Here is a 26,851-nt window from a genome sequence, read left to right on the forward strand (position 1 = left end):
GTCTAGTGGTTTTACTTGGACCGCCTGCGACGGGGCGAGTATGAGCGACGACCCCGATTCCGATGGGCACCGATTCGCGACGAACAGCATTCACGCCGGCCAGGAACCCGACCCGACGACGGGTGCCCGCGCACCGCCGCTGTACCAGACCAGCTCCTACGAGTTCGACGACACGGACCACGCCGCCGCCCTGTTCGGCCTCGAGGAGACGGGGAACATCTACTCGCGGATCATGAACCCGACGAACGCGATGCTCGAGGAACGCATCGCGACGCTCGAGGGAGGCGTCGGTGCCCTCGCGACCGCATCGGGGATGGCCGCCTTCGACCTCGCGACGTTCATCCTCGCGGACGTCGGCGACAACATCGTCTCCTCGTCGGCGCTGTATGGCGGGACCTACACCTATCTCACGCATACCGTCTCCAAGCGGGGGATCGAGACGAAGTTCGTCGATACGCTGGACTACGAGGCCTACGCCGAGGCCATCGACGACGACACCGCATTCGTCCACCTCGAGACGATCGGCAATCCCGCGCTTGTGACGCCGGATATCGAACGCATCGCCGATATCGCCCACGACCACGACGTGCCGCTGTTCGTCGACAACACCTTCGCGACGCCGTATCTGTGCCGGCCCCTCGAGCACGGCGCGGATCTGGTCTGGAACTCGACGACGAAGTGGATCCACGGTGCGGGCTCGACGATCGGCGGGATCCTCGTCGACGGCGGCTCGTTCCCGTGGGAAGACGGCGACTACCCCGAGATCACCGAGCCGAACCCGGCCTACCACGGCGTGAACTTCCGGGAAACGTTCGGCGACGCCGCCTTCTCGGTCGTCGCCCGTACCCGCGGCCTGCGGGATCTGGGCAACCAGCAGTCGCCCTTCGACGCCTGGGTCACGCTGCAGAAACTCGAGTCGCTGCCGCTGCGCATGGAGAAACACTGCGAGAACGCGATGGCCGTCGCGGAGTACCTCGAGGATCACTCGAAGGTTTCGTGGGTCAACTACCCCGGCCTCGAGAGTCACGAGACCCACGACAACGCCGAGGAGTACCTCGAAGGGGGGTACGGCGGCATGATCACGTTCGGACTCGAGGGCGGCTACGACGCCGCGGAGACGGTCTGTAACGAGGTCGATCTCACGAGCCTGCTCGCGAACGTCGGCGACGCGAAGACGCTGATCATCCACCCCGCGAGCACGACCCACCAGCAACTCACCGAAGAGGAGAAGTTGGCCGGCGGCGTGACCGACGACCTCGTGCGCCTCTCGGTGGGCATCGAAGACGTCGACGACGTGATCGCGGACCTCGATCGAGCGATCGAGCAGGTGTAGTACCCAGTGACCGCGCCCGCACCCGGTCACGGCGGTTTCAACGCGCGGTGATTAGCCCTCGTCGTTAAGTTCGCGCGGTTCGACTGCTCCCGTATGCCGACCGGATTACTCACGCCAGAGGCAACGGAGCAGATCGTCGCGACCTGCCGAACGGCCATCGGCGACAGCCTTCGTTCGATCACCTACTTCACGCGCGACGACTTCGAACAGGTCTACCTCCGGGACGACCTCGAGCGCGACGCCGACCTCTCGACGTTCATCGGTCACGAGTGGCGCGGGTTCAAAACGACCCAGACGGCGTACGAGGGGTCGGAACTCGGCGAGTACGACTACACGATTCGCGTCTTCGAGAACGGCTTCCTCGTCCGCGTCACCACCGACAGCGAGGGCGTCTTCGTCACGACCGACGGGCTGACGGTCAAGGACTTCGAAGAAGTCGCGACGGCACTCGATTCGTTCCTCAGCAGCCGCGAGATTTCGTAACCAGGTCGTCGCTCGAGCGGTCGTCGCCGTCAGTAGCGTCGTCCCCCTCTCGGTCGGTCCCCTCGGTGTCGGCGTCCTGCCCGCCGATCGGCAGGCCGGAGCCGTGGTCGCCGTCCGTTCCGAGGAGGCGAGCGAAGCGACGACGTTCCGCGGCGTGTCGATCTAGACTCATGCCCCCGATAGAGGACGGTTTCCCTTGTAGTAATGGGGGCCGTTTTCGGTCGAAACGCGACACTTCCCGTCCGAAACGATCCCCGCGAAGGCGGGCGATTTCGTCCGGATTTCCGTCGTGTAACAGTTACGTACGACGCGACCGCCGTGCTATCGGAATCACCGACGACGCGATTGCCCTGCGATCGGAACAGCGTAACACCCTTTTCCGCCAGTCACGTGATGGGCTACAATGACCGACTTTCCAGCTCCCGTCGCGCGCGAACTCGAGTCTCACGACGCGTTCGTCCGGAGCGACGCGGGCTACGACCTCACGACGACCGTCTTCGAGACGACGATCACGGCCGACGACGCCGAGGGGAAACGCGACGGCCGGTTTCGCGTCACGGTCGTCCTCCCGACGCTCGACGCCGCCGTGGCCGACGAAGTCGTCGCACCGCCCGTCGAGGACGGCTGGTTCGAGACCCTCGAACGCCGCCTCCGAGACGTCTTCACCGTCGCCCACACGAGCACGCACGACGAACCGGTCGTCGAACGCGACGGCGACGACGTCCAGGTCACTCTCGAGTACACCGCCTGGGACGCCGGCGAGGGCGTCGCCGACGCCAAGGCCCTGATCGAGTTCGTCGAGGGGACCTTCGCACAGGGGATCATCCCCGGCTACGAGTATCGCGGCGAGGCGGCGACGCTGCTCGAGAACGCCCAGAACCGAGGGCAGCAGGCCGCGGACGGTGATACAGGTACTGGCGGAATGCCGATGTGAGAGTTCGATGACAGACACTCCTCGCCCGGCTCGGGGCTACCGGTCGACAGTGTAGACCTCCGCCCAGAGGTACCCGATTCCGATGAGAGCATAGAGGAGACCGAACACGGCAAACTGCCAGTCGCTACCCACGACAGACGAGCCTGCCTGAACGAGTCCCAGCAGGACCATCGCGACCCCGATGATCGCCCTGTGTCGTCTCCGTCCCATAGCGGATCGATAGTGTTCTCGAGGGATAACTCCCCGCGGAGTCCTGTTGGACGACTGCCAGTGATCCTGTCGGACGACTGCTGTGGCCGGGAGCGTGGCTCGAGCAGACGCGAGAGCCACGCGACTCGGGGGAGGGCAGGCCGTTACCCACTACCGACCGCGAGCGAACCCGAAGGGTGAGCGAGCGGGCCGACGACTGACCCGGAACGAGAGCGCGGCGCTTTGGGCCGCGGTGAAGCGAGCGGCGTAGCCGCGAGCCGAGTGAAGGGGAAAGAGGAGTGCTTTTGATCGAAATTTCACCGAGGGACAGTTCGCTCGCGACGGGAATCCTGTCGCGAGCGCACCGGACCGCAGCGTAAAATTTCGGTTCTCTAGTCCATCGCGATGTACGTCTGCGTGTCCTCGATGCCCTCGATGGACTGGATGTGGGTGGCTGCGATTTCCTTGACCGCGGCCGGCGTCTCGACCTGGGCTTTCGCGATGAGGTCGACGTCGCCGGCGACGATGTGGGCCGATCGAACGCCGTCGATGGATTCGATGCTATCTCTGAGCCGATCCGCCTCGCCCGTGTTCGCCTTGATCATGACGAATGCTGTGACCATTAGTTGACACCTCCAGTGTCGGAATCCGTCTCGGAGTCGGGATCCGTCTCGGTTTCTAGCAGTTCTGCGGCCGAACTCGAGCCCGAGCCCGCGTTGGCGGCCGCTCGACTCGCGGTTTCGCCGACCAGGAGCTGGCGGACCGAACTCAGGACGTCGAAATCGGCGAGGACGACGAGTCGGTCGCCGTCCTCGAGCGAGAGGTCCTCGGTCGGGATCTCGAGGGGGGTTTCCCCCTTGCCGAACGCGAGGACGGTCGCGTCGGCTGGCAGATGCAGTTCACTGATCGTGTAGCCGTTGACGGGAGCATCGGCGGTGATCGTGAGTTCGACGACCTGCAGGTATGGGGCGATGTCGGCGATGGCACGGATCGTCCCGCCGAGCAAGGCGTTTTTCGCACCGATCGCGCCGAGACGTTCGGGGTAGATGATCTCGTCGACCTGATCGGCGTACTTGCGGTAGATTCCCTCGCGGTAGGCCTCGTCGATCCGCATGACCGTCCGACAGCCGTAGTGGTTGCCGATCATGCAGGCGGTGAAGTTGACGTTGAGATTACCCGAGAGCGCGCCGATGGCGTCGGCCGCTTCGATGCCGGCCTCCTCGAGAACGTTCTCTCGGGAGCCATCGCCCTCGACGACAGCGAAGTCCTGCTCACGAGCCCGTTTGAGCGTTGGCTCGTCGCGTTCGACGATCGTCACCTCGTGGTCCTCGTCACGCAAGACGCGTGCTGTGCGCAGCCCGACCCGTCCGGCCCCGATAATCACGAACCGCATGGTGGGTCGTATGCTCGCCCCGATGAATAAGGTTGCCCCCGATTACCATGGTACATGGTCAGACGCTGCCCCTCGAGGAGTGGTTCCCACCGAAACCGACGCTGCCGACCGCGTCGACGGTCCTGCTGGCTCGACGTCACGGGCTATCCCATCGCGATGTACGTCTTCGTGTCGGTGATACCGCTGAGACCCTGTAGCTTCGAGGAGACGGTCTGGAGCACGTCGTAGACCTCCGGCGCGTCGACCTCCGCGATGATGTCGTAGTTGCCCGCGACGATGTGCGCGTCGCTGACCGACTCGAGGGCGGCGATCTCCGCGAGCAGCCCCTCGGACTTTCCGGCGGCCGTCTTGACCATGATGAAGGCGTGGACCATCGGCGGTGTGGTACACTCTGTCACGACTAAAGCCTTTCTACGCTCCCTCGTGGTATCGTGTTCGACTTTCGTCGGTGCGAAACGTATCACCAAGGGAGTCATATAGAAGTAGCTGTGATAAGAGCCGTGAGAGGACTTCTATGACATCCTCGTCACTAGTAACTCGCTTGAAGCCGTCCGACCTGTCACGAATACCTGGGTCGATCGCGTCGATACCAGCCGACTCCCTCGGAAAAAGGTCGCCGCACTGCATCGCCTCGAAGACATCGCAGTAGGGGATGGTCACCGACCGACTTGCCGTCGTTCGACAGTCCGAACGCCGATTCGAACCGTCGAACTCGCGCTCTCACCGTCCGTCCGGGACTGCTGTCGCCAGTGTGTCGGTCACGGCCTCGAGTACGTCCGGCGGTGACTGCGTCGCGTCGACGCGGACGAACCGATCAGGATCACGATCGATCAGCCGTTCGTAGTTGTCCTGGACCGACGCGAGGTAGTCGGCTCGCTCGAACTTGTTCGTCGTCCCCGCGCGGGTCGCAGCGGTCTCGGGCTCGAGGTCGAGGTAGATCGTCAGGTCGGGCTGGATCGAGAACGGCCGGTGGACGTCGACGACGTACTCGAGGGGGTCCGCGAGGTCGTGCCCGTCAGCCGCGGCGAGCGTCGCACCCTGGTAGGCAAACCGGGAGTCGGAGTAGCGATCGGAGATCACGAGGTCGTCGCGCTCGAGGGCCGGTTCGATCACCCGCGAGAGGTGATCGGCGTGGTCGGCGGTGTAGAGGAAGAGTTCCGCCAACGGGTCCGCGTCGTCGTCCTCGATCGAGCGATAGACGGCGTCGCCGTACCACGAATTCGTCGGTTCCCGCGTGAACGTGGCATCGGGATAGCGCTCGCGTAAGGCCTCCCAGATCGTCGTCTTGCCGCTGCCGTCCAGTCCCTCGAGCGTGACGAGCATGGTCGTCCCTCGTCGTGACGGCTACTACAATGTGTCGAGAGAGCCTTACAACGTAGCCGCCCATCTATTTATCGCTGCGAGATCACGTTCCGAATATGAACGTCCTCGTCGCTGGCGGAACCGGTTTCATCGGTACGAATCTGTGTGCGGAACTGGTCGAGCGCGGCCACCAGGTGACGGCACTGTCCCGCTCTCCCGCCGACGGGAGGCTGCCCGACGGCGTCGAGTCGGCCATCGGGGACGTCAGCGCCTACGATTCGATCGCCGGAATCGTCGGGGACCACGACGCCGTCGTGAACCTCGTCTCGCTCTCGCCGCTCTATCGGCCACCCAGCGGGACGAGCCACGAAGAAGTCCACCTCGGCGGGACCGAGAACCTCGTCCGCGCCGCCGAGGACGGTGACGTCTCCCGGTTCCTCCAGCTGAGCGCGCTCGGAGCCGATCCGAACGGGACCACCGCCTACGTTCGCGCCAAGGGCACGGCGGAGGCGGTCGTCAGGGACTCGTCCCTGGAGTGGACGATCGTCCGTCCGTCGGTCGTCTTCGGCGACGGCGGCGAGTTCGTCGAGTTCACGAAGACGTTGACGACGCCGTACCTGACTGGATTGCCTGGGGGCGGCAAGACGCGTTTTCAACCGATCTGGGTCGGCGACCTCGTCCCGATGCTCGCGGAGGCCCTCGAGGACGAAACGCACGTTGGCGAAACGTACGAGATCGGTGGGCCACAGGTCACCACGCTCGCGGACGTCACGGAATTGGTCTACGCGGCCGAGGGGAAAGATGTCACGATCGTTTCGATTCCGATGGGAGTGACGAAACTCGGCCTCTCGACGGTCGGCTCGCTGCCGTTCGTCCCCTTTGGCCCCGACCAGGCTCGTTCCCTCGAGTTCGACAACACCGTCGCCGACAACGACGTGACGGCGTTTGGCCGCGATCAGGACGAACTGACGACGCTCGGTTCGTATCTCGGCCGTGGGGGACGCGGGTCCAGCGAGACAGCGGCAGAGACGGCCGGAGATCGGTGAGACAAGCTCGTATCTGGTCCCGACTGATTAAACATAATAAGCGTGCCAGGGAAATTATATTGTCGGGTGTTTTTGAAAGGGGGAATATCCACTCAAAATCCCCCTCAGTTGCGCTATCAGGCGTGATATTCAATTATTCGAGAAATTCAGATTAGCACAAGACTTATATCCTGTATTGTTCTGTTTCCAAGCCAACGGAGCCCCCAGATAAACAATGAAGCTGGCGATGATCGGATTCGGACAGGCCGGTGGCAAAATCGTCGATCGGTTCCTCGATTACGACGATCGGACGAACAGCGGGATCGTCCGGGCAGCGATCGCTGTCAACTCCGCGAAAGCGGATCTCATCGGTCTCGACAACATTCCAGAGGAGAATCGGGTACTCATCGGCCAGGCCCGCGTCAAGGGCCATGGTGTCGGTGCTGACAACGAACTCGGGGCGGAAATCGCCGAGGAGGACATCGACGAGGTACAGAACGCCATCGACCAGATCCCGACCCACGAGGTCGACGCGTTCCTGATCGTCGCCGGCATGGGCGGTGGCACCGGGTCCGGTGGCTCGCCGGTCCTCGCGAAACATCTGAAACGGATCTATACGATCCCCGTCTACGGACTCGGCGTCCTGCCGGGGACGGACGAAGGCGGAATCTACACGCTCAACGCGGCGCGATCCTTCCAGACGTTCGTCCGCGAGGTCGACAACCTGCTCGTCTTCGACAACGACTCCTGGCGACAGACCGGCGAGTCCGTCGAGGGCGGCTACGACCAGATCAACGAGGAGATCGTCCGCCGCTTTGGCATTCTCTTCGGCGCTGGTGAGGTCGGTGACGGTCAGGAGGTCGCCGAAAGCGTCGTCGACTCCTCCGAGATCATCAATACGCTTTCCGGCGGTGGTGTCTCCACTGTCGGCTACGCATCGGAGGAAGTCGAGTTGGAGTCCGGCGGCGGGCTACTCTCCCGGTTTACCGGCGAAGGCGGCGGCTCCGACGACGACCTCGACGCCGCGAACACGACCAACCGCATCACGAGCCTCGTCCGCAAAGCCGCGCTCGGTCGGCTGACGCTTCCCTGCGAGATCGAAGGCACCGAACGCGCCTTGCTCGTCCTCTCCGGTCCCTCGGAGTATCTCAACCGGAAAGGGATCGAACGCGGCCGGAAGTGGCTCGAGGAGGAAACGGGCAGCATGGAAGTTCGCGGTGGCGACTTCCCGCGCCAGGAGCCCGAGGTGGCTGCAGCGATCTTGCTGTCGGGCGTGACGAACGTGCCACGAATCAAGCGCCTCCAGCAGGTCGCTATCGAAGCCCAGGACAACATCGACGACATCCAGCGGGAGAGCGAGGAGAACCTCGAGGAACTCGTCGAGGACGACGAAGACGAACTCGAGCCGCTGTTCTAACCTCCCGTTCGCTCGAATTCGACGCGATAGTAGCCGTCGAGACTCCGTTCTAACAGGTGGAGCCGAACTGCCAGTAGCGCGGTCGCAGACGACCGGTTCGCGAGCGGGTGGTCACCGACGGTCGACGGTACCACTCCGACGTACTTTTGAGCGCGCCCGGACTACCGCAACCAGATTCAGATGCGCGTCGTGGTCCCGTTCGCTGCCGAGACGCCGAAGACCCGTCTCGAGTCGGTACTCACGTCGGCCGAGCGCTCCGCCGTCGCCCGCGCCATGCTCGCGGACGTTCTCTGTGCGGTCGTCGGGGCGGGCCACGAGCCGATGGTGGTCTCGACTGCCCCCCTCGACCTCGAGACCCTCGAGCTTCCGGGCGAGGTTCTCGCGTCGGCATCGGTCACGCTGGACGAGCGGTCGCTGACGGACGCGGTCAACGCGCGACTGCCGGGTGGCGAGGGGGAGACCGCGACCGATGGCATCGACCCCGTCGCCGTCGTCATGGCCGATCTCGCGCTGGCGACCCCTGACGCGCTCGAGGCGTTGCTGGCGACGTCGGCCGACGTCGCGATCGCGCCGGGACGGGGCGGCGGGACGAACGCGCTCGTCGTCCGCCACCCCGGTTTTGCCGTCGATTACCACGGGACCTCCTATCTGGACCACCGCGAGATCGCTCGGGAGGTCGGTGCGACGCTCGAGACCGTCGACTCGTTCCGACTGGCGACCGACATCGACGAACCGGCGGATCTGGTCGAAGTGCTCGTCCACGGTCGCGAGGGTGCTCGTGCTCCGACCTGTCTCCGGGAGTTCGGGTTCGAAATCGACGATAGAGATGGACGGGTCGACGTCGGTCGCGACGGGGACCACGGAGCGGAGTGACCCGATAGCGACCGGTCGGACCGCCGTGAAGTGAAGCCCTTATGTGCCGAGCGACGGCATTCAGAGGTAATGTTTCCCGGGGCGAGCGAGTACGGTGTCGACATCGCCGTCGACGATGGAGCCGTCGACGAGCTCTTGCAGGTCAGCCCGAACGACGTCGAGTCGCCGTCGGCGTTGACGTTCTCACGGAACGTCTTCGTTCCGCTCACCACGGCCTGTCGGTACACCTGTACCTACTGTACGTACTTCGACCCGCCGGGAGATGCCTCCCTCCTCTCGCTCGAGGAGGTCCGCGAGATCTGCCGGCGCGGGGCCGACGCGGGCTGTACGGAGGCGTTGTTCACCTTCGGCGACGATCCGGACGACCGCTACACCGAGATCCACGACCAGCTCGCGGCGTGGGGCTACGACTCGATTCACAGCTACCTGCGCGCGGCCTGCGAGGTCGCGCTCGAGGAGGGGCTGCTCCCCCATGCGAACCCGGGCGACCAGACCCGCGAGCAGATGGCGACCGTCGCGGATGTCAACGCCAGCATGGGCGTGATGCTCGAGACGACCGCCGAAGTCGGGGCCCACGCCGGGCCGCGGCGCAAGGTGCCAGGACAGCGACTGCGGACCCTGAAAAACGCGGGCGAACTCGACGTGGCCTTTACCACGGGGATCCTCGTCGGCATCGGCGAGGACTGGCGCGATCGCGCGGAAAGCCTGCTGGCGATCCGCGAACTCCACGAGCGCTACGACCACATCCAGGAGGTGATCGTCCAGCCGGTCGTCGACAACGAGCGCTGGTCGGAGGGCTCGCCCGATCTCGCGACGATGCGGCAGGTGACCGCGATGGCCCGGGTGGCTCTCCCCGAAGAGGTGTCGGTGCAGGTCCCGCCGAACCTCGCCCCCGCGACGGAGTTGATCGACTGCGGCGTCGACGATCTGGGCGGCGTCTCGCCGGTCACCGACGACCACATCAACCCCGAGTACGAGTGGCCCGCGCTGCGCGAACTCGAGGAGATCGCCGCCTCCGCGGAGTTACCGCTCGGAGAGCGGCTCCCCGTCTACGAACGGTTCCTGTCGCCCGACCTGCGAACGGACGGGTTCGACGGGAGGGTCGCCGACGGTGCGGACGGCGGCGATCGCGAGTGGATCTCGGCGACGATCCGGGACGCGCTCTCGGCGGACGACCCGGCGGGCGAGCGCTATCGGTCGGTACTTGGGCGCGAGACGGCGACCGGGTCGCGGTGACGTCGTCCGACGATTCCTCCCGGTCCTCGGGACGGGCTTCATCGCGTTGGGCGGCGCGTTCGCACGCAAAGCGCTGATCGCCGACGCGGTCGCTGGGGTGTCACTCCTGCAGAACTCCGATTTCGACGAGGGCGCTCCCGTGACCGCCGAAAATCGTGCTCCCGACGGTTATTGGAAGAAGTCCTCGTGGACGGAGAGGCCCTCGCTCTCGAGGATCGGTCCCGTCACAGTCGTCGACCCGCCGGCTCGATCGACCACTTCCTCACAGGGGATCTCGATCACGCCGTCCTCGCGCAGTTTCGCGAGCGACTCGACGGGCACACTGTAGACGACGCGGCCGAGTCCCGCGTAGCCGATCGCGCTCGCACACATCGGACACGGCTCGGTGCTGGTGTACATCGTACACGACTCGCGTTCGGCCGGCTCGAGTTCGCTCGCGGCCCATCGGGCCAGTTTGAACTCCGGATGCGCGGCGATGTCGTCGTCGGTCAGCGTGGTGTTTTCCGCGGTCCGGACGACCGCGTCGTCGACGACGAGTAGGGAGCCGAACGGCGTGTTGCCGTGGTCGACCGCCGATTCCGCGAGGTCGATCGCCTGCCGCACGTAGGACTCGTCGGTGGCCATAGCGGCCGTTCGGTCGCCGGTCCCGAAACGCTTCCCCTCGAGGAACTACGTACAGGAGAAGCCGCCGTCGACGACGAGCGCCTGACCGGTGATCCAGTCGGCTTCGTCGCTGGCTAGGAACAGCATCGCGTTGGCGATGTCTGCGGGCTCTCCGAGTCGTTTGAGCGGGTAGTGACGCGCCATCTCCTCTTTGGTCGCTTCCCACTCTTCGGTGGTCTGTCCCTTCCGGGGCATCGGCGTGTCGGTCACCCCCGGACAGACCGCGTTCGCCCGGACGCCGGCGGGGCCGACTTCCGCGGCGACCGTTCGCGTGAAATTGACGACCGCACCTTTCGACAGCGAGTAGGCTCCGAGTTCCGGCGCGCCGATGACGCCGGCCAGCGACGCGGTGTTGACGATCGCACCCGACCCTTGCTCCTTGAAGTGGGGGATCACCGCGTGACAGCCGTTCCAGACGCCCTTGACGTTCACGTCGATGACGCGGTCGCGTTCGCCCTCGTCGATCTCCTCGATCCGCATCCGATCGTGGCTGACACCCGCGTTATTGACCATGACGTCGAGGCCGAACGCCGAGACCGCCTCGTCGACGGCCGCGTGGACCGCATCGGAATCCCGGACGTCTAACTCGAGTGCCGTTCCGTCCTGGCCCGCGTCCTCGACGCGATCGATCGTCTCCTCGGCACCCTCGAGATCGATGTCGGCCGCGACGATCGTCGCCCCCTCCCGGGCGAACCGTTCGGCTGCTTCCCGGCCGAGGCCGGAGCCCGCTCCCGTGATAAATGCTGTCTTGCCTTCGAGTCGCATACCCACACGTTATCAAGGTACTATATAACGATTGTCACACCGAATCGAGAGAGACGACCCGACGGGTCGGACAGCGTTATCTCCCTCCGCCGACGGCCGTTCTGTATGCACGTCGATCTCACCTGGCCGATCGAGACGGGAATGCAGACCTACCCCGGCGATCCCGCGGTCGCCGTCCGCCCCCACACAACCCACGAGGACGACGGCGCTCGCGTCGCTGCCCTCGAGTGTGGCAGCCACACCGGCACCCACGTCGACGCGCCGGCACACACCGAAGCAGACGGCCAAACGCTCGAGTCGTACCCGCTCGAGCGCTTCGTTTTCGACGCGGTTCGGATCGATTGCCGCGATCTCGGGGCCCGCGAGCCGATTCCGGCAGACCGTATTCCGGGCGTCGACGCCGATCTCGTGGCCTGCTGGACGGGCTGGGACGCCCACTGGGGGACCGATCGGTACCTCGATCACCCCTATCTTTCGCCGGCCGCGGCCAAAACGTGCGTCGAACGGGGCTACGACGTGGCCGTGGACGCGCTCAACCCCGATCCTACGCCGACGGACGACGCCACTGAGGACGAACCCGAGGGGTTCCAGGTCCACCACGCGCTGCTCGGGAACGATCTGCTGATCCTCGAGAACCTGACGAACCTCGAGTCGGTCGGGGATCGGTTCGAACTCCGTGCCTACCCGATGGCCCTCGCGAGCGACGGCGCGCCGGTGCGGGCCGTCGGCGTCGAGCGTATGGAATAGTAGTGCCACCCTGCCGCGCCGTTCGCGGCGACGGTGCGGTGACGATGCGGCGACGGATCGACCGCCGATGTCGAGATAGACCCCGGAAAGCGTTCGGTTCGACGCTGAACCGCCGCTCGTTGTTCGTGTAGCAGTGCCGGTCGAAATCCGCGGCTACGCGTCGCTGAGCAGCCGTCGAACGGCGGTGGCCGCGTCTTCGAAGGCGTTGACATCCATGCTGTCGATCGTCAGGAGGACCCCGGCGTCGCCCTGTAGCACCCTGACGACGAATCCGTCCTCGTGGAATCGGACCGTGAACTCGTAGGGCCCGATCTCCGACCCAGTCCCCTGGTTCGTGATCGTCGTTCGGACCGAACTCTCCGCGAACCCGACCCGCTCGAGTTCGACGAGTTGCGTCTTCGCCGGCCGAGCGTCCGCCGTCGTATCGTAGAGACCCTGGCGGAGATACAGGACCTCGAGCGCCGACGGCGTGAAATACACGACGCTCCTGAGGGTGTCGCCGAGGCTGGTGCGGGCGGCGCTGACGATACCGGTCGCCAGCTCGTCGTCGATTTCAGTTCTGCGTGCTTCGGGACTCATCGAACAGGATAGGCGCGGTGTGATATCAAGCATGTCGGTCGTCACAGCCGCGATGCGACGTTGCCCGTCGACCGTCTCGAGAACGGACCGGTCACACGAGCGGACGACGATCAGGGCGGCGAGCGGGGGCGGTCGACGACGCCGTTCGAACTCGACGCGAACGGTCCTCGAACCCCAGCGAACCACACGCCCGTTCGTCCCGCTCAGTCGTCGGCGGGAACGGTCCGCGCATCCCGCTCCGCTCGAGTGAGCAACGGCGTGCCGTCGGCTTTCGGTCCGAGCCGGGGCCCGAAGGGTGGCTCGTCGGGGTCGATGACCCGGCGTTTCTCGTAGTCGGTCGAACGCTCGACGGGAACGCGGCCGATCGAAGCGATCATCTCGACGTAATCCTCGAACGACCGGAACTCGCCGTAGCCCCCGCCCGCGCGCTTGGTGATCTCCTCCGAGAGGATCGTCCCCATGTAGTCGTCGGCCCCACACGAGAGCATCTTCAGCCCCTGCTGGTCGCCGTACTTGACCCACGAGGACTGGATGTGGTCGACGTTATCGAGAAAGAGCCGGGAGACCGCGATCAGCAGTTCGTCCTCGTCGATGCTCGGGCCCCCCGAGACCACGTCGTGTTCGAACAGCGGCGTGTTCTGGTGGATAAAGGAAAGCGGAACGAACTCGGTGATATTGCCGGTTCGGTCCTGTAAGTCCCGAACTCGTTTCAGGTGCATCGCGCGGTGGGCCTCGTTCTCGACGTGGCCGTACATGATCGTCGCCGTCATCCCGAGCCCGACGTTGGCAGCGGCCTCCATCGCCTCGAGCCAGCCGTCGGTGCTGATCTTGCCGGGACAGATCACCTCGCGGACTTCCTCGACGAGGATCTCGGCTGCGGTTCCGGGGACGGTATCGAGTCCGGCGTCTTTCAGCCGCCGGTAAACTTCCTCGTAGGACCAGTCGGTACCGCGCCGTGCGTGGTAGGCCTCTTCGGGCGTCATCGAGTGGACGTGGACGCCGTCGACGCTCATCGCTGCAATCTGCTCCGTGTAGGTGCCAGGGCTCGTCTCGTAGACCGCGGGTGGCTTGTAGTTGACTTCCTTCGGATTCGGGTGCTCCTCGAGGATCTCCCGGTGTTCCTCGTCGAGCGCGAACGCGGGGTGGAGACCGGAAACCGAGGTTACCTCGTAGATGCCCCGGTCGACCGCGTCGGCGACGATTTCCCGAGACTCCGCGGGCGTCTTCGTGAAGCCGGCCGTCTCGATCTCGGTCTCGCTTTCGAAGGTGTGAGCGGCGTCTTTGAAGTTACAGAAGAGACAGCCCACGTTACAGGCCGTCGTGACGTTGTTGTTCAGGTTCGCGATGAAGGTGACTTCCTCGCCGACCTGCTCGGCGCGACGGCGGTCGGCCGCCTCGAGGACGCGTTCCTTGCGCCGGCGGTCGATCCCCTCGCTGTCCGTCCCCGTGGTGAGTAACTCGATCGCGTCGTCGACCGTGAGTCGGTCGCCGTCGCGTGCCTTTGCCAGTGCGTTCTCGAAGGACTGGTCGGTCTCGGGAACGTGATCGAACGTGAGGTCGGCCTCGGTCACCGGTCGCTCCATCGACGTAACGATACCAGTACAGCGAGAAAAGCATGATGGATTCGTGGACCCGGAACGACGCCGGGATGGGCGGATCCGATGAAAACGCCCCATCAGGTCTGCGTTCACGTTGCGAGTCCGGTTTCGAGTCCCGATCCGTCGAACGCAGGTCTCGGAACTATCGGTGTGGGCCGCGAACGGCGATCCATGAGTTCACGGACGCCGGAGGAATGCGTAGCGATCGCTCTCAAGGAGGAGGCCGACGAATCGAAGCGCACGGCTGCGATTCGCGAACTGAAGACGGCAAACGAGTGCGACGAACTCGGGGCGCTCGTCCGCGAGGAGGGGATCGACGAGCGGTATCGCCGGCAGGCCCTCGAAGCGTTAGCGACGCCACAGTGCGATTCGACGCTGCGCGGACTCGTCGAGGAGGGGTCACTCGAGGAGGCGTTCCAGCGGGACGCCAAAGCGCTGCTCGCGGCCGTCGACGACTGAGCATGGGGAAAGGACCCGAGTCGAGGGGGATCCCATCGATCGCGGGCCGTCCGCCCGATACTGAAACCTTCTTAGGGTCCGGCCACGGCAACTGGGATATGAACTGCGGTGGCGGACACGTCCTGGGGTGTCTCGTATGACGAGCGTCAAAGAGTTCCGCATCGAGGAAGCGGCGACCGACGAGGAGTTCGGTCGCGGATCGTTCGTCTTCACCGACGACTACTCGGTGTTCGACTGGGGAAAGATGCCCGACCAGATCCCACAGAAGGGGGCGAGCCTCTGTACGATGGGTGCGTTCAACTTCGAACTGCTCGAGGGTGAGGGCGTCCCGACCCACTACCGCGGTGTTGTCGAGAACGGCGACGTCGTTCCACTCGCGGAGGCCTCCCACCCACCTTGGGAGATGGCCATCGACCTCACGCAAGTGCCCGACCTCCCCCACGAGGGTCGCGAGTACGATTACGACCACTACCACGACGCGGCCGGCGAGAACTACCTGATCCCCCTCGAGATCGTCTTCCGCAACCGAGTGCCCGTCGGCTCGAGCCTGCGGAGTCGGACCGATCCCGCCGACCACGGGCTCGACTTCGACGAGTGGCCCGACGAGGCCGTCGACCTCGCGGAGCCGATCGTCGAGTTCACCACGAAGTACGAGGAGAGCGACCGCCAACTCGAGCGCACCGAGGCCGACGACATCGCCGGGAACGCGGCGATCGAGGACCTCGTGTCGCTCGCCCGCGAGGTCAACCGGATCGTCACCGAGCAGGCCGATAGCGCCGGACTGGTCCACGAGGACGGGAAGATCGAGTGTTGCTATTACCACGGCGAGATCCGCGTCGCGGACGTGGTCGGGACGTTCGACGAAAACCGCTTCAGCTACGAGGGCACCCAGCTCTCGAAGGAGGTGCTCCGCCAGTACCACAAGCGCACCCAGCCCGAGTGGGTCCAGGCCGTCGAGGCCGCCAAGGCCCAGGCGAAGCGAGAGGGCGTCGCCGACTGGAAATCCCGCTGCGAGGAAGCGCCCGAACCGCTCGAGGAGTCGGTCCTCGAGACCGCAAGCGACCTCTACTGTGCCGGTGCCAACGCCTACACCGGCCGTGAGTTCTTCGACGCACCGCCGCTCTCGAGTGCGATCGGTGCGGTCCGGCGGCTGTAGCCGGCCAGGGGTCGACCGACCGGAGGCCGACCGCCGGTTCCGCGTGGAATTCGGTCGAGGTGTGCGATCAATCCACAACCCTACCCGGGGAAGTAACCCTCATATGGAGGGAGTAGAAAGGTACAAACGATACCAATGAGCCTCGCTGTCGCCAGTGGAGTCGCGCCGAGTATCGTGCTGTTCACTGTCACGACGGGGATCGCGGCCGTCGCAAGCGTCATGCTGACGTTGTTCGTGCTCGTGATCGTCGCCTTCGCCGTCGCCCCGCTGGTCTCGTCGACGTGGATCGGCCAACAGGACGTGTCGTCGACGACCGGGCCCCGCACCGAGCCGAGCGACGACTGAACGCGGCTTTTCGCCGCCCGCCGTTTCCCGCGAGGACGGGGACCGTTTCTCCGACGGATCGACCCGTAGCGTGGGACTACGAACGGATTACACAGTGCCTGTGGCCGGTTTGGAACTGCTACCGACGACCAAACGGCCGCATAACAATGGGTGAGTGTCACCGTGTACGATCTGCGGGGCGAAGACCCCCGCCGGGTACGCGTTCGGCCCAACTGATGCGTTGACCAGCCGATTGCGTGCGTTCATGCCCGGATCGCTCGGACGTGGACTCGTTTCCGCTTCGAGTACGCTCATGTCTCTCACGCCACGGGCGGTTCCCGCCCGCCCGTCTTTATGCGCTCGAGTCCTATCAGCCGACTGCTTGCTTGACAACGGACGACTGCGCCTCGCATCGAACTCACGTGGCCGATCGTCCGGTTATCGACGCCCCGAATCGACGTTCAGAACTCCGTGATGACGGGGATGCCGACCGTCTCGTAGTCGTCCATCGAGGCCAGCGTCTCCGGGGCGTCCTCGAGCGACAGGGTCTCGCCGATGATCTTGCCGGGCTCGAGGGTCCCCTGCGCGATCAGGTTGAACAGTTCCTCGTAGCGGACGAGGGGCATGCCAAAGGAGCCATGGAAGTCGATCTCCTGCATCGTCATGACGTCGACGGGCAGTTCGATCTGGCCCTCTTCCTCGCCGGTCGTGAGCCCGACCTGGACGTGGCTGCCACGGGTGCCCAGACTGTCGACCGAGTTCTGGCAGGTCTCGGCGATACCCAGCGCGTCGATCGAGACGTCCGCACCGCCGTCGGTGATCGCCTTGACTTCCTGGGGCGCGCTGTCGACGTCGGCTCCGTTGATCGTCTCGACGGCACCGAGTTCCTCGGCGCGCTCGAGTTTGCTGTCGAGGACGTCGATCGCGATCGGGTGTGCACCCAGCGCTTGCGCGATGTGGATCGCCGAGAGTCCGACGCCGCCACAGCCGTGGACGGCGACCCAGTCGCCGGGCCGCAGATCGGCGCGGTCGGCGAGCGCGTGGTAGGCCGTCATGAACCGACAGCCCAGTCCGGCCATCTCGGCGAAGTCGACTTCGTCGGGGAGTTTGACGCAGTTGAAATCGGCTTCCCGAACGGGGAACGCCTCCGCGAAGGCACCCGGTGCGAACTCCGTCAGGCCCAGCGGAACGACCGTCTCGCAGTTGTTCGCCCGCCCTTCACGACAGTGTGTGCAGGTTCCGTCCCCGAGGTGGAACGGGACCGCGACGCGGTCTCCCTCCTCGAGCGTCTCGACGTCCTCGCCGACCGCCGAAACGATACCCGCGGGCTCGTGACCGAGGATCTGGCCCTCCGGAACGCCGGCACCGATCCAGCTCCAGTCGCCCTGCCAGGCGTGCCAGTCGCTCCGACAGACCCCACAGGCCTCGGTCTCGACGATGACCTGGTCCGCTGTCGGCTCCGGGTAGTCGACGTCTTTGACCGCGAGCGGTTCTCCATGTTCCTCGAGTACGGCTGCTCGCATGGTTCGACGGTAGAGTCAGCGAGTATAAAAGTGTAGGCGGTACACACACGGCGGGTCATAAACTTCACGTAAGTTCTTTCACGTTTCCAACAACGAACCGGTCGGTACAGCCGCTGATCTGTCCACAAAAACGGATTCGCTGTACGGACGGGAAAACGTGACAGGAATGTATTCGGTAGCGTGAGTACGAGATTTACTGGACCGTAACGTGACGGAGACCGTCACGACGGAGGTAATGAGTGGGCTCTGCGTTCTGTAAATCGGAGGCCGTTCTCGAGAAGTACTCTATCTAAATTACTGCTAATAAAAAAGTCATATATGCATTCTGAACTGTGTGAGGATGATGGGATAGCACAGCGAACCCGTTCTCTCAGAGCTGCCAGTAACGGGCACGTGAGAGCCAGTGCAGTCGTTTCGGGCGACGAGTGAGTCGTCCCTCCCCAGTCGCGAGAACGCGCTCGCTCTTCTCCGATCTGCTCGTCCGAGTATCGTGGAATGTGCCGATAGTTAGCGACTGTATCGGCCTCGAACGATCGATCACTGGAGAGACACTCGCCCAGTGGGCTATAATTATAATTATTCTATATTTGTGTGCACATATGCGCTATTTTATATGTATTCGGAGCCCCGCTTCCACGCTGTCCGAATCCGATCAGGAGTACCCGCGAACGCCCGATCGTTTACACCCATAGGTTCGTAATCCCGGGTCGAGAACTCGCCGTCTTCGCCGGGCGGATTCGACCGGGCTCGCGGTACCCCTCTCTCGGTCGTGTCCGGTGAGTTGGCTGTCGCCTCTCGAAGCGCCCGACCGGGCACCGCCCTTCGGCAGGCGGGAACAAGCGTTCGTAGCGACGAACAGCAGGCGGCCTCTCCGAGGCGGGGCCGCCAAGAACAGACGGTCGCCGGCCCTGCTCAGGAACGGTCGCCCTGAGCGTCCACCGTCGCGACGGCCGCGAGGTTGACGATATCTTTGACCTCGTCGCCACGCTGGAGGACGTGGACCGGTTCGTCCATCCCGACCAACATCGGCCCGATCGCGTCGGCCCCGCCCAGTCGTTGCAACAGCTTGTACCCGATGTTTCCGGCCTCGAGGTTGGGGAAGACCAACACGTTCGCCGGTTTCTCGAGGTCGCTGAACTCGTAGGTCCCGGTCAGCATCTCCTCGAGGACGGCGGTGTCGGCCTGCATCTCGCCGTCGACCGGGAAGTCGACCGCGGGGTCTTCGCGGAGGCGTCGGGCCGCTTCGCGGGGTTTTCGGGTTCCCTCGTTGTCGACGCTGCCGAAGTCCGAGTACGAGAGCAAGGCGGCACGGGGCTCGACGTCGAACCGGCGTGCGAGATCGGCAGTGTGACGGGTGACCTCCTCGAGGACGTCCTCGTCGGGGGCCTGGTTGACCGTCGCGTCGGCAACGAAGAGGACGCGGTTTTTGAAGGTGAGCATGTAGACCCCGGCCGCGTACTCGGCGTCGTCGGCCGTTCCGATCACCTGCAGAGGCGGTCGCAGCGCCGACGGGTAGTGATTCGTCAACCCGGTGAGCATCGCGTCGGCGTCGCCCCGGTCGACCATGACGCTGCCGAAGTAGTTGGTGTCGTCGCGGATCCTCGCCGTCGCTTCGCGGCGGGTGATCCCGCTGCGCTGGCGGCGGTCGTAGAGGTGCTCGGCGTAGGCCTCGTAATCGCCGCTCTCGGGGTCGACGACGTCCGGTTCGAACTCGAGTCCGAGGTTCGCGATCGTCCCCCGGATCTCGGCCTCGTCCCCGATCAACACCGGCTCCGCGATCCCCCGTTCGATCATCTGGGCCGCCGCCCGGACGATCGTCTCGTCGGTCCCCTCCGCCAGCGCGATCCGCTTCGGGTCGGATTTGGCTTTGTTGAGCACGACTCGCATCATCTCGCGGGACTTCCCGAGACGGGCCTCGAGCCGTTCGACGTACGCGTCGAGGTCGCGCTCGAGGCGGGCCGCACCCGACTCGACCGCCGCACGTGCGACTGCAGGGGTGACTTCGAAGAGAACCCGGGCGTCGAGCGGTTTCGGAATGATGTAGTCGGGGCCGAACTGCAGCGGCTGGTCGCCGTAGGCTTTGACCACCGAATCGGGGACGTCCTGTTTGGCGAGATCGGCCAGCGCGTGGGCCGCTGCGACTTTCATCTCCTCGTTGATCTCCGTCGCGCGGACGTCGAGTGCACCCCGGAAGATGAAGGGAAAGCCGAGGACGTTGTTGACCTGATTGGGGTAGTCCGAGCGACCGGTCGCCATGATGACGGTATCGTCGCGAGCGCGCTTGGCGTCCTCGTAGGCGATCTCCGGGTCGGGGTTCGCCATCGCGAAGATGATCGGATCGTCGGCCATCGATCGGACCATCTCCGGCGAGACGATGCCGCCGGCCGAGAGGCCGACGAACGCGTCGGCACCGACCATGGCGTCCGCGAGGTCTCCCTCGGGGCGGTCTCGAGCGAACTCCCGGTTGTACTCGTTCAAGTCGCCGGATTCGGCCCGCGCCGTCGTCAGTACGCCGTCGATATCACACATGGTGATGTTCTCCCGGCGGACGCCCAGCGAGACGTAAAACGTGGCCGTCGCGACCGCCGCCGCGCCCGCACCGGCGAACGTCACTTCGAGATCCTCGAGGTCTTTGCCGGAGATTTCGACGGCGTTGAGCAGGGCGGCACCGCTGATGATCGCGGTGCCGTGTTGATCGTCGTGAAACACCGGGATCGACAGCCGATCACGGAGTCGCTCTTCGATCTCGAAACAGTGTGGGGCCGCGATGTCCTCCAGGTTGATCCCGCCGAACGTCGGCTCCATCGCAGCGACGGATTCGACGAACGCGTCCGGGTCGTCGAGATCGAGTTCGATGTCGAAGACGTCGATATCGGCAAAGCGCTTGAACAGGACGCCCTTCCCTTCCATGACCGGCTTCGAGGCCTGCGCGCCGATGTCACCGAGGCCGAGCACAGCCGAGCCGTTCGAGACGACGCCGACGAGGTTCCCTTTCGTCGTATACTGGTAGGCATCGCCCGCGTCAGCGGCGATCTCACGGCACGGCGCAGCGACGCCCGGCGAGTAGGCGAGACTGAGATCACGCTGCGTGTTCGTCGGCTTCGTCGTCGCGATTTCGATCTTTCCCGGCGGTTCACTCCGATGATACTCGAGCGCGTCTTCGTCCATTGTCGTGCCCGTGTGTCTCCGGCGGACCGACAAAAGTGTACGGTTGGACTCGGGTACTGCGACGTGTTCGAACACATGGCGGATTCGAACCCGTGACGGTCCTTGCGTGGCGCGAAACGGAGCCATCGTCGACGCACTGTCAGGATCGGCGGTCGAAGACGGAGTCGCCGCCGCTCCGGACACGGAGACGACCGGCCATTAAATGTAGACTTGGATATAGTTTGTCGTGGAGAGATCCATATATCCCGATTTCAAGCGCCCTGTCCCTTCCAAACCGGAGGTATGCCGAGGGAGCTATTATGATGACGTGATTATAAAATTGAGAGGGAAGACGTAGTATGTCGTTGACCGATCGGTATCGTATGCTTCCCGATGGCGTCGACCGGGCGGACTCGCAGTGCCACCATCCACCGCAACCTTTGTACCGTCAGCATCAGTGCCATCCGACATGGCAGACAACGCGAGTGGTGGGCGACGAACGAAGGTCGAGCGAGTGATGGCCGAGTACGACCTCGAGGAGTGGGGGGCTCGGCTGGAGGCCGAGTGGATCGGGGACGGGACGGAGCGAACGAGTCTCCGGGACCTCGCGACGGCGTTCAACCAGGCAGTGCTCCGCGCGGCGGTTCACGACGCAGGCTCGTCCACGCTCGATACCGACATCGAATCCCTCTATCGGACGCTGACCGACGACGACGCGTCGCGATCCGACGCGGTTCGGAAACGACGCGACCTCGAGCGCTCCGGGGTCGACGTCGACGACGTCACGTCGGACTTCGTTACCCACCAGACCGTGTATACGTATCTCACGAACGTTCGCGACGCCTCCCTTCCCGAGGAAGACGGCGAAGACCGCATCGAACGGAAAAAAGAGACCGTCCAGCGCCTCGCCGGCCGAACGCAGGTTATTACCGAATCCACGCTCGAGGAGCTGAGCAATGCCGACGAGATCACGGACCGAAATTACGAGGTCTTCGTCGACGTCAGAACCATCTGTGGAAACTGCGGGGCCGACTATCCGATCGCCGATCTCCTCGATCAGGGCGGCTGTGACTGTGAGACCGACGACGGGGCGTAACGTCGGAGTCGGAAAACCGCCGTAACCAAATAGCATTTATAGCCAGCGGCGAGAACTATTCGTCGTGTCATCTCCAGAGTCAGTCACCTCGCCGATTACCGTCCAAGCGGAGAACATCGGCGGTATCGATACAACCGAGGTACTGCTACAGCCCGGTGTAAACGTTCTGACTGGCCGGAACGCGACGAACCGAACGTCGTTCCTCCAGACGATTATGGCGGCCCTGGGCAGCCGACGGTCGTCGCTGAAAGGCGACGCGGACGCCGGTCACGTCGAACTGACGTTCGACGACGAGCAGTACACGCGATACCTCGAGCGGCGAAACGGCGACATCGTCTTCGACGGCGATCCCTATCTCGACGACCCGGAGCTCGCGGATCTCTTCGCGTTCCTGCTCGAGTCCAACGAGGCACGGCGGGCGGTACGACGCGGCGACGACCTCCGTGAACTCATCATGCGGCCGATCGATACGGACGAGATCGAGGCGGAGATCGAAGCGCTCGAGGCGGAAAAACGCGAGTTAGACGACCGCCTCGAGGAACTCTCGCGGCTCGATACCGAACTTCCCGATCTCGAGGAAGAGCGCGTCACGCTGGAAGAGGAGATAGAAGCGACGAACGAGCGAATCGACGAACTCGAGAACGAACTCGACGACTTCGATCTCGACGTGGACGCGAGTCGCGCCCGAAAAGCGGAGATAGAGTCCGCCTTCGCCGACCTCCAGGACGCCCGGACGGAACTCGAATCCATCGAGTACGACCTCGAGACCGAACGGGAGAGCTACGCCGAACTCGAGCGAGAGCGCGACGAACTCGAGGCCGAACTCGAGGCGTTCGACGATCCACAGGAGTCGCCGGACCGACTCGAGGGACGGGTCCAGGAGCTCCGATCGCGGAAACGATCGCTCGATACGACCGTCAGCGAACTCCAGAGCGTGATCCGGTTCAACGAGGAACGCCTCGCCGACGGCGGGCTCGATCTCGAGGCGTCCGCCGAGTCGAGCGACGACGACGATATTACCGAGCAGCTCCTCACGGAGTCGACCGACGTCGTCTGCTGGACGTGTGGCTCGCAGGTCGAGCGCGACCGAATCGAATCGACGCTGGATCGGTTGCGGTCGCTTCGACAGGAAAAGCTCGACGAGCGCAGCGACCTGCAAGAACGGATCGACGAACTCTCCGACCGCCGAAAGGAACTCCGCCAGCAAGCACAGAACCGGGGGCAGATCGAAACGCGACTCGCGGCGATCGATGACGAACTCGAGCGACGGGCAACGCGGATCGACGAGCTCGAGGCCGAACTCGACGACCAACAGGAACGCGTCGACGAACTCGAATCGGACGCCGAGACGTTCGAGAACGCGGAGTACGGCGACGTCATCGAGACGCACCGCGAACTGAACCGACTCGAACTCGAGCGCGAGGATCTCGAGGACGAACGCGACGAGGTCCAGGCTCGAATCGACGAGATCGACGGCCGAATCGAGGAACGGAGCGAGCTCGAGGATCGGCGCGGGACCGTCGAAGACGAGTTAACCGATCTCAGGACACGCGTCGATCGGATCGAGGAAACGGCCGTCGACGCGTTCAACGAGCACATGGACTCGATCCTGTCGATCCTCGAGTATCGGAACATCGACCGTATCTGGATCGAACGGCGCGAGAAAACGGTTCGTGAGGGGCGTCGAAAGGTCACGCGGACGGCGTTCGACCTGCACATCGTCCGGACGACCGAGGAGGGACGGACCTACGAGGATACCGTCGATCACCTTTCGGAGAGCGAACGCGAAGTGACGGGGCTCGTCTTCGCGCTTGCGGGCTATCTGGTCCACGACGTTCACGAAGTCGTGCCGTTCATGCTGCTCGATTCGCTCGAAGCGATCGATTCGAACCGGATCGCCGATCTCGTCGATTACTTCGAGGAGTACGTCGACTGTCTCGTCGTCGCGCTCCTCCGTGAGGACGCCGAAGCACTTTCGGACGCGTACACGTACGTTCAGGAGATTTGAGTCCCGTTTCGACCGTGTCGGAACCGGACACTCTGTCTCGAAACAGTATACTCTGCTCTCTGAGGTGACATTGATATCCACGGTTCATCCGACGAAATGACACTTCCTCATACGTTATCCTCAACTAATATTCAGCCGCTATCCCCAGCTATTCAACCTATATGGCGTATTTATGATACCAAATTGACCAATAGGTGTACACTACCGTCCTACAGTCGTGGGAACAATCTCCCGCACGACGCTTGAACATCACAGATGCTAAGATGTGCTCTCAATCGAAGTTAGACCGGTCAGTATAGGTTGTCCACTTTCTTGACCGATCCTAAAGTGGAGATGTAGATCGAGCACAACTATGGGCCACTGCCCCTCACAGATCAATAGTGCCCAAGAACACCCCGTTTGCGCGCTTTGGCTGTCCCAATCCGGAAGACCAATAATCCAATCGCTAGGTAGACAATCGACTGCCCGACCAGCAGCCCAAGGTCGAATACCGGAAGTTCCCACATGCGGACCCCATCCGTCGTCACTCGTTGCAATAAGTGACTCCCCAGCGACACTGGAAGGAGCTTCAACAGTACAAACTCTTGGACTGGCAGGGCAATCAGGCCTGCAAACGAAAGTTGGATCAGCGGAAACGCCTTCTCAATCTGCTTGTAGACAAGCGCCGCCCCACCGAAGACGAACCCGAGGCCGACCACTGGGAGCAGCGTCAACACACCGAGCACAACGAGTGATAGGGGTGCAATAGAAAGCCACGTCCCTGTCGTCGCCATCATCAACACCAGAAGGACGATGCCGGTAGCGAACGTTCCCAAGAGATTGACCACGGTCTTCACCGCAACAACCTCTGTGAAGCCGAACGGCGACATCGACAACTGTTCCAGAGTTCCCCACTGCGCCTCATCAGTCAGGTCGTGGGTGAGATCGGCATATGCCGACACCGCCATCGTGAAGAGGAAATACCCGACAACGAGTGGTCCCACTGACCGGGAAATCAAATCCGCTGCCACAAACTGCCCGCCGAAGAAGATGAGCGCGAAAAACAGATACAGCGTCACGAATCCCACCACTGTATTCACGGGATAGCGACGCGAGAGCGTTACTGATTTACTCGCAATCACTCGAAACAAGATGAGATGCCGATTCATGACTCCGCCTCCTCCGGTGATACTGACTCAGCAGTCGTCAGCTCAACGAAGACGTCTTCCAGATCAGGCTCGATTTCAGTGACCGACCTGATAGTCGCCTCTGCCGTCTGAAGTATATCGACACACTCGTAGAACTCCTCGCTGCCTGCAAGCGCGATTTCGAACTCCACGGAGTCAGTGTCGGTCCGCCAGTCAAGTAGCTGGAAGCGGGTGTCGAGTTGCTCTCGTAAGTGTGCTGGCGGGTTCTCGGTCAGTTGGACGCGGTATGATCGGGACTGGAAGACATCGAGTAAGCTGTCGACGGAATCATCAGCGACGATGTCGCCGTCACTGAGAACGATCACGCGGTCGCAGACGGCTTCGATGATATCCATGTCGTGACTCGTAATCACGATCGTTTTGTCCTCCTCATGGGCAAGGCGTTGTAACTCGGTTTGGAGATCGCGGGACGTTTCCACGTCGAGGCCAAGCATCGGTTCGTCAAGGAAGAGGACAGGAGTCTCGCGGGCGAGTGTACAGCCGAGCGCGACTTTCTGCTTCATGCCACGCGAGAGATTCTTGGCGGGTTCGTCTGCCTTTCCGGTGAGTCCGAGCGTGTCGATGATCGCCTCGTGTCTGTCGACACGTGTTCGGGGATCGATGCCATGGAGGCCAGCGAAAAACGCGAGATTTTCACGAACGCTCAGACGCCAATAGACGTTGCGTGCGCCTTCGAGGACAGCACTCACGTAGTTGTATGCGCGTGAACGGGCCTCATGCACAGGGACGCCGTGAATAGAAACATCGCCACGTGTGGGAGTGATGAGTCCGAGAACAGTTTTGACGATTGTCGTTTTGCCAGCGCCGTTTGGGCCGAGGAGTCCGACAATTTCCCCGGACTGAATACCAAAGGAAACGTCATCAACGGCTGTGACACGGCCTGTTTCTCCTGTATAGCGTTTTGTGAGGCCCGAGACCGAAACGACGGGGTCATGTTCTGGAGGATCAGTTGTGCGGGGAGACATCGTTTGTGTCCACCTATTCGGTGATCGATATTAAGCGTACACAACATAGAACAAGTTCACGTTTCGGGACATCACGGGCGACCGTCACCGCGGCACCAACCCCTTCGCTCACGCACGAGCATACTATGCCCGGTGTCTCCACCCCGAAATCGAGGAGTACGACGGGCCATGGTTCGTCTACGTCACCAGCCACGACGTCCCGGACAACCGCGAGAGCGTCCGTACGAAACTCCGTGAGTACGCGGCTCGCTGGAACGTGGAGACGGACTACCGGGTTGAAGCAGAACTTCATTCCGTTTACGAACACCGACCAGTACGCCGTTCGCGTGTTGTTTTGGTTCTAGGCGGTCGCGCTCTACGACGCGTGGGTATTGGCGGATACGCTTATCAAACTGGACCGGGGAGGAATCCGAATGACGACTACTCAGTGCGGTTGAAGCCGTTCCGGC

27 protein-coding genes are annotated in these 26,851 nt (G+C 63.5%); 13 read left to right on the plus strand and 14 right to left on the minus strand.

Annotated elements, in window-relative coordinates:
* Nucleotides 1-40: 40 nt before the first annotated feature.
* Nucleotides 41-1,333: an O-acetylhomoserine aminocarboxypropyltransferase/cysteine synthase family protein gene (locus J0X27_RS17340; protein ID WP_207270388.1), complete on the plus strand. Its 1,293-nt coding sequence runs from the start codon at nucleotides 41-43 to the stop codon at nucleotides 1,331-1,333.
* A gap of 93 nt (nucleotides 1,334-1,426) precedes the next feature.
* Nucleotides 1,427-1,816: a DUF7522 family protein gene (locus J0X27_RS17345; RefSeq protein ID WP_097378888.1), complete on the plus strand. Its 390-nt coding sequence runs from the start codon at nucleotides 1,427-1,429 to the stop codon at nucleotides 1,814-1,816.
* Here J0X27_RS17345 and J0X27_RS17350 read toward each other — a convergent pair.
* Complete coding sequence (locus J0X27_RS17350) at nucleotides 1,794-1,988, minus strand: hypothetical protein (protein ID WP_207270389.1); 195 nt, start codon at nucleotides 1,986-1,988, stop codon at nucleotides 1,794-1,796. The genes J0X27_RS17345 and J0X27_RS17350 overlap by 23 nt on opposite strands.
* A 231-nt stretch (nucleotides 1,989-2,219) precedes the next feature.
* Here J0X27_RS17350 and J0X27_RS17355 point away from each other — a divergent pair, with 231 nt between their 5' ends.
* Nucleotides 2,220-2,750: a DUF5813 family protein gene (locus J0X27_RS17355; RefSeq protein WP_207270390.1), complete on the plus strand. Its 531-nt coding sequence runs from the start codon at nucleotides 2,220-2,222 to the stop codon at nucleotides 2,748-2,750.
* 36 nt (nucleotides 2,751-2,786) lie between these two features.
* Here the strand turns inward: J0X27_RS17355 and J0X27_RS17360 are convergent, their stop codons facing one another.
* The 5 genes from J0X27_RS17360 to tmk all read right to left on the minus strand — a co-directional run bounded on the left by J0X27_RS17360 (nucleotide 2,787) and on the right by tmk (nucleotide 5,655).
* Entirely contained in the window at nucleotides 2,787-2,960 is a 174-nt protein-coding gene (locus J0X27_RS17360; protein WP_207270391.1) for a hypothetical protein, read from the minus strand.
* A gap of 371 nt (nucleotides 2,961-3,331) precedes the next feature.
* Nucleotides 3,332-3,562, minus strand: coding sequence for an Lrp/AsnC family transcriptional regulator (locus J0X27_RS17365; RefSeq protein WP_097378891.1), 231 nt, complete (start codon nucleotides 3,560-3,562; stop codon nucleotides 3,332-3,334).
* Nucleotides 3,562-4,332, minus strand: coding sequence for a potassium channel family protein (locus J0X27_RS17370; RefSeq protein ID WP_207270392.1), 771 nt, complete (start codon nucleotides 4,330-4,332; stop codon nucleotides 3,562-3,564). The genes J0X27_RS17365 and J0X27_RS17370 overlap by 1 nt, the downstream gene beginning before the upstream one ends.
* 143 nt (nucleotides 4,333-4,475) lie before the next feature.
* Entirely contained in the window at nucleotides 4,476-4,706 is a 231-nt protein-coding gene (locus tag J0X27_RS17375; protein WP_207270393.1) for an Lrp/AsnC family transcriptional regulator, read from the minus strand.
* Between the two features lie 346 nt (nucleotides 4,707-5,052).
* Entirely contained in the window at nucleotides 5,053-5,655 is a 603-nt protein-coding gene (gene tmk / locus J0X27_RS17380; protein WP_207270394.1) for a dTMP kinase, read from the minus strand.
* 95 nt (nucleotides 5,656-5,750) lie between these two features.
* On the opposite strand from tmk, the gene J0X27_RS17385 reads away from it, so the two are divergent.
* The 4 genes from J0X27_RS17385 to cofG all read left to right on the plus strand — a co-directional run bounded on the left by J0X27_RS17385 (nucleotide 5,751) and on the right by cofG (nucleotide 10,185).
* Nucleotides 5,751-6,680, plus strand: coding sequence for a complex I NDUFA9 subunit family protein (locus tag J0X27_RS17385; RefSeq protein ID WP_207270395.1), 930 nt, complete (start codon nucleotides 5,751-5,753; stop codon nucleotides 6,678-6,680).
* 214 nt (nucleotides 6,681-6,894) lie between these two features.
* Nucleotides 6,895-8,076, plus strand: a complete 1,182-nt coding sequence (locus J0X27_RS17390) for a tubulin/FtsZ family protein (RefSeq protein ID WP_207270396.1) — start codon at nucleotides 6,895-6,897, stop codon at nucleotides 8,074-8,076.
* A 180-nt stretch (nucleotides 8,077-8,256) separates the two neighbouring features.
* Complete coding sequence (gene cofC, locus J0X27_RS17395; RefSeq protein WP_207270397.1) at nucleotides 8,257-8,949, plus strand: 2-phospho-L-lactate guanylyltransferase; 693 nt, start codon at nucleotides 8,257-8,259, stop codon at nucleotides 8,947-8,949.
* Nucleotides 8,950-9,018: 69 nt separating this feature from the next.
* A complete protein-coding gene (gene cofG / locus J0X27_RS17400; RefSeq protein ID WP_207270398.1) occupies nucleotides 9,019-10,185 on the plus strand; it encodes a 7,8-didemethyl-8-hydroxy-5-deazariboflavin synthase subunit CofG in 1,167 nt (388 codons plus the stop codon).
* 168 nt (nucleotides 10,186-10,353) lie between these two features.
* Here cofG and J0X27_RS17405 read toward each other — a convergent pair whose 3' ends face one another.
* The gene (locus J0X27_RS17405; protein WP_207270399.1) at nucleotides 10,354-10,809 is read right to left on the minus strand and encodes a nucleoside deaminase; all 456 of its coding nucleotides are present in this window, start codon (nucleotides 10,807-10,809) and stop codon (nucleotides 10,354-10,356) included.
* Nucleotides 10,810-10,854: 45 nt separating this feature from the next.
* Nucleotides 10,855-11,613: an SDR family NAD(P)-dependent oxidoreductase gene (locus J0X27_RS17410; RefSeq protein WP_207270400.1), complete on the minus strand. Its 759-nt coding sequence runs from the start codon at nucleotides 11,611-11,613 to the stop codon at nucleotides 10,855-10,857.
* 105 nt (nucleotides 11,614-11,718) lie between these two features.
* Here J0X27_RS17410 and J0X27_RS17415 point away from each other — a divergent pair, with 105 nt between their 5' ends.
* Nucleotides 11,719-12,360 (plus strand): cyclase family protein, encoded by a 642-nt coding sequence (locus tag J0X27_RS17415; RefSeq protein ID WP_207270401.1) that lies wholly within the window; start codon nucleotides 11,719-11,721, stop codon nucleotides 12,358-12,360.
* A gap of 153 nt (nucleotides 12,361-12,513) precedes the next feature.
* On the opposite strand, the gene J0X27_RS17420 is transcribed toward J0X27_RS17415, so the two are convergent.
* Entirely contained in the window at nucleotides 12,514-12,939 is a 426-nt protein-coding gene (locus tag J0X27_RS17420; RefSeq protein WP_207270402.1) for a DUF7522 family protein, read from the minus strand.
* A 203-nt stretch (nucleotides 12,940-13,142) separates the two neighbouring features.
* Nucleotides 13,143-14,522: a 7,8-didemethyl-8-hydroxy-5-deazariboflavin synthase subunit CofH gene (gene cofH, locus J0X27_RS17425; RefSeq protein WP_207270403.1), complete on the minus strand. Its 1,380-nt coding sequence runs from the start codon at nucleotides 14,520-14,522 to the stop codon at nucleotides 13,143-13,145.
* 186 nt (nucleotides 14,523-14,708) lie between these two features.
* Here cofH and J0X27_RS17430 point away from each other — a divergent pair, with 186 nt between their 5' ends.
* The 3 genes from J0X27_RS17430 (at nucleotide 14,709) to J0X27_RS17440 (ending at nucleotide 16,497) form a co-directional block, all read left to right on the plus strand.
* Nucleotides 14,709-14,996 (plus strand): hypothetical protein, encoded by a 288-nt coding sequence (locus tag J0X27_RS17430; RefSeq protein ID WP_207270404.1) that lies wholly within the window; start codon nucleotides 14,709-14,711, stop codon nucleotides 14,994-14,996.
* Nucleotides 14,997-15,132: 136 nt separating this feature from the next.
* Nucleotides 15,133-16,152: a phosphoribosylaminoimidazolesuccinocarboxamide synthase gene (locus tag J0X27_RS17435; RefSeq protein ID WP_207270405.1), complete on the plus strand. Its 1,020-nt coding sequence runs from the start codon at nucleotides 15,133-15,135 to the stop codon at nucleotides 16,150-16,152.
* Between the two features lie 135 nt (nucleotides 16,153-16,287).
* Complete coding sequence (locus J0X27_RS17440; RefSeq protein WP_207270406.1) at nucleotides 16,288-16,497, plus strand: hypothetical protein; 210 nt, start codon at nucleotides 16,288-16,290, stop codon at nucleotides 16,495-16,497.
* Nucleotides 16,498-16,937: 440 nt separating this feature from the next.
* Here the strand turns inward: J0X27_RS17440 and J0X27_RS17445 are convergent, their stop codons facing one another.
* Complete coding sequence (locus tag J0X27_RS17445) at nucleotides 16,938-17,999, minus strand: zinc-dependent alcohol dehydrogenase family protein (protein ID WP_207270407.1); 1,062 nt, start codon at nucleotides 17,997-17,999, stop codon at nucleotides 16,938-16,940.
* Between the two features lie 912 nt (nucleotides 18,000-18,911).
* Nucleotides 18,912-21,167, minus strand: coding sequence for an NADP-dependent malic enzyme (locus J0X27_RS17450; RefSeq protein ID WP_207270408.1), 2,256 nt, complete (start codon nucleotides 21,165-21,167; stop codon nucleotides 18,912-18,914).
* 448 nt (nucleotides 21,168-21,615) lie between these two features.
* Here J0X27_RS17450 and rdfA point away from each other — a divergent pair, with 448 nt between their 5' ends.
* Together rdfA and J0X27_RS17460 are read left to right on the plus strand one after the other, a co-directional pair.
* On the plus strand, nucleotides 21,616-22,242 hold the full coding sequence (gene rdfA / locus J0X27_RS17455; protein WP_207270409.1) for a rod-determining factor RdfA: 627 nt from the start codon (nucleotides 21,616-21,618) through the stop codon (nucleotides 22,240-22,242).
* Nucleotides 22,243-22,306: 64 nt separating this feature from the next.
* Entirely contained in the window at nucleotides 22,307-24,250 is a 1,944-nt protein-coding gene (locus J0X27_RS17460) for an archaea-specific SMC-related protein (protein WP_207270410.1), read from the plus strand.
* 374 nt (nucleotides 24,251-24,624) lie between these two features.
* Here J0X27_RS17460 and J0X27_RS17465 read toward each other — a convergent pair whose 3' ends face one another.
* Nucleotides 24,625-25,398 carry an ABC transporter permease gene (locus tag J0X27_RS17465; protein WP_207270411.1) on the minus strand — a complete coding sequence of 258 codons (774 nt, stop codon included), beginning with the start codon at nucleotides 25,396-25,398 and terminating at the stop codon, nucleotides 24,625-24,627.
* Nucleotides 25,395-26,402 (minus strand): ABC transporter ATP-binding protein, encoded by a 1,008-nt coding sequence (locus J0X27_RS17470; RefSeq protein WP_207270412.1) that lies wholly within the window; start codon nucleotides 26,400-26,402, stop codon nucleotides 25,395-25,397. Before J0X27_RS17470 ends, J0X27_RS17465 begins: the two co-directional genes overlap by 4 nt.
* Nucleotides 26,403-26,851: the final 449 nt, after the last annotated feature.

It is taken from the genome of Natrinema longum (genome assembly GCF_017352095.1).
Lineage (GTDB): Archaea > Halobacteriota > Halobacteria > Halobacteriales > Natrialbaceae > Natrinema > Natrinema longum.

Coding starts and splice junctions, on each gene's coding strand:
- J0X27_RS17340 (WP_207270388.1), top strand. CDS start 41: ATGAGCGACGACCCCGATTCCGATGGGCACCGATTCGCGACGAACAGC.
- J0X27_RS17345 (WP_097378888.1), top strand. CDS start 1,427: ATGCCGACCGGATTACTCACGCCAGAGGCAACGGAGCAGATCGTCGCG.
- J0X27_RS17350 (WP_207270389.1), bottom strand. CDS start 1,988: ATGAGTCTAGATCGACACGCCGCGGAACGTCGTCGCTTCGCTCGCCTC.
- J0X27_RS17355 (WP_207270390.1), top strand. CDS start 2,220: ATGACCGACTTTCCAGCTCCCGTCGCGCGCGAACTCGAGTCTCACGAC.
- J0X27_RS17360 (WP_207270391.1), bottom strand. CDS start 2,960: ATGGGACGGAGACGACACAGGGCGATCATCGGGGTCGCGATGGTCCTG.
- J0X27_RS17365 (WP_097378891.1), bottom strand. CDS start 3,562: ATGGTCACAGCATTCGTCATGATCAAGGCGAACACGGGCGAGGCGGAT.
- J0X27_RS17370 (WP_207270392.1), bottom strand. CDS start 4,332: ATGCGGTTCGTGATTATCGGGGCCGGACGGGTCGGGCTGCGCACAGCA.
- J0X27_RS17375 (WP_207270393.1), bottom strand. CDS start 4,706: ATGGTCCACGCCTTCATCATGGTCAAGACGGCCGCCGGAAAGTCCGAG.
- tmk (WP_207270394.1), bottom strand. CDS start 5,655: ATGCTCGTCACGCTCGAGGGACTGGACGGCAGCGGCAAGACGACGATC.
- J0X27_RS17385 (WP_207270395.1), top strand. CDS start 5,751: ATGAACGTCCTCGTCGCTGGCGGAACCGGTTTCATCGGTACGAATCTG.
- J0X27_RS17390 (WP_207270396.1), top strand. CDS start 6,895: ATGAAGCTGGCGATGATCGGATTCGGACAGGCCGGTGGCAAAATCGTC.
- cofC (WP_207270397.1), top strand. CDS start 8,257: ATGCGCGTCGTGGTCCCGTTCGCTGCCGAGACGCCGAAGACCCGTCTC.
- cofG (WP_207270398.1), top strand. CDS start 9,019: ATGTTTCCCGGGGCGAGCGAGTACGGTGTCGACATCGCCGTCGACGAT.
- J0X27_RS17405 (WP_207270399.1), bottom strand. CDS start 10,809: ATGGCCACCGACGAGTCCTACGTGCGGCAGGCGATCGACCTCGCGGAA.
- J0X27_RS17410 (WP_207270400.1), bottom strand. CDS start 11,613: ATGCGACTCGAAGGCAAGACAGCATTTATCACGGGAGCGGGCTCCGGC.
- J0X27_RS17415 (WP_207270401.1), top strand. CDS start 11,719: ATGCACGTCGATCTCACCTGGCCGATCGAGACGGGAATGCAGACCTAC.
- J0X27_RS17420 (WP_207270402.1), bottom strand. CDS start 12,939: ATGAGTCCCGAAGCACGCAGAACTGAAATCGACGACGAGCTGGCGACC.
- cofH (WP_207270403.1), bottom strand. CDS start 14,522: ATGGAGCGACCGGTGACCGAGGCCGACCTCACGTTCGATCACGTTCCC.
- J0X27_RS17430 (WP_207270404.1), top strand. CDS start 14,709: ATGAGTTCACGGACGCCGGAGGAATGCGTAGCGATCGCTCTCAAGGAG.
- J0X27_RS17435 (WP_207270405.1), top strand. CDS start 15,133: ATGACGAGCGTCAAAGAGTTCCGCATCGAGGAAGCGGCGACCGACGAG.
- J0X27_RS17440 (WP_207270406.1), top strand. CDS start 16,288: ATGAGCCTCGCTGTCGCCAGTGGAGTCGCGCCGAGTATCGTGCTGTTC.
- J0X27_RS17445 (WP_207270407.1), bottom strand. CDS start 17,999: ATGCGAGCAGCCGTACTCGAGGAACATGGAGAACCGCTCGCGGTCAAA.
- J0X27_RS17450 (WP_207270408.1), bottom strand. CDS start 21,167: ATGGACGAAGACGCGCTCGAGTATCATCGGAGTGAACCGCCGGGAAAG.
- rdfA (WP_207270409.1), top strand. CDS start 21,616: ATGGCAGACAACGCGAGTGGTGGGCGACGAACGAAGGTCGAGCGAGTG.
- J0X27_RS17465 (WP_207270411.1), bottom strand. CDS start 25,398: ATGAATCGGCATCTCATCTTGTTTCGAGTGATTGCGAGTAAATCAGTA.
- J0X27_RS17470 (WP_207270412.1), bottom strand. CDS start 26,402: ATGTCTCCCCGCACAACTGATCCTCCAGAACATGACCCCGTCGTTTCG.